The sequence below is a fragment of the Arachidicoccus sp. genome (assembly GCF_050436765.1).
Taxonomy (GTDB): Bacteria; Bacteroidota; Bacteroidia; order Chitinophagales; family Chitinophagaceae; genus Arachidicoccus.
This window is the reverse complement of the sequence record NZ_JBNQGD010000256.1, coordinates 1-614: the sequence shown is the minus strand read 5'-3', so window position 1 is coordinate 614 and position 614 is coordinate 1. Positions and strand designations below refer to the sequence as shown.

General features: G+C 38.3%; 1 protein-coding gene. It reads left to right on the top strand.

What is annotated here, in order from left to right; genetic code table 11:
* Nucleotides 1–614, top strand: a 614-nt coding sequence (locus tag ACQR30_RS11230) for a TraR/DksA family transcriptional regulator (RefSeq protein WP_429735089.1), incomplete at both ends; no start/stop codon positions are given.

The following is a 614-nucleotide window of genomic DNA, read 5'->3' as shown; positions in this document are numbered from 1 at the left end:
AGTAGTGAAACCGGTCGTTAAGAAAAATGCCGGAGTCAAAAAAGTTGTACCTACTAAAAAAGTCGCGCCTAAAAAGCCGGTCAAACCTGAAGTAAAAAAAGTAGTAACAAAGACGGTTGTACAAAAAACTGCTAAGCCTGTCGTTGCAGTGAAACTTCACAAAGAACCTGCTAAAAAAACAATTAAAGAAAATATACCTGTGGCAATAAAGAAACCTGTAAAGAAGAAAGAAGTTCCTCTAAAAGAAGTAAAAATACCTAAAACAAGTGTGAAAACAAGTAAACCTTATTCCCCCCTCTACCAACCCCTTGAAAATAGAATGGCTAAAACTGATGATAATGAAGTGTTGATGCGTTATTCTGATGCGGAATTAGAAGAGTTTAGGACGCTGATTAATAAGAAGTTAGCAGATGCTAGCCGCGAGGTAGCTTACTTGCAAGGTATTATCACACGTAAAGACGATATGGGTGGCGACGTAGATGGCCGTTACATGACGATGGAAGATGGCACTGTAAGTATGGAACGGGAACAAATGAGCCAAATGGTTAGTCGCCAGATTTCCTTTATTGACAATTTAAAAAAGGCCTTAATCCGAATAGAAAATAAAACCTACG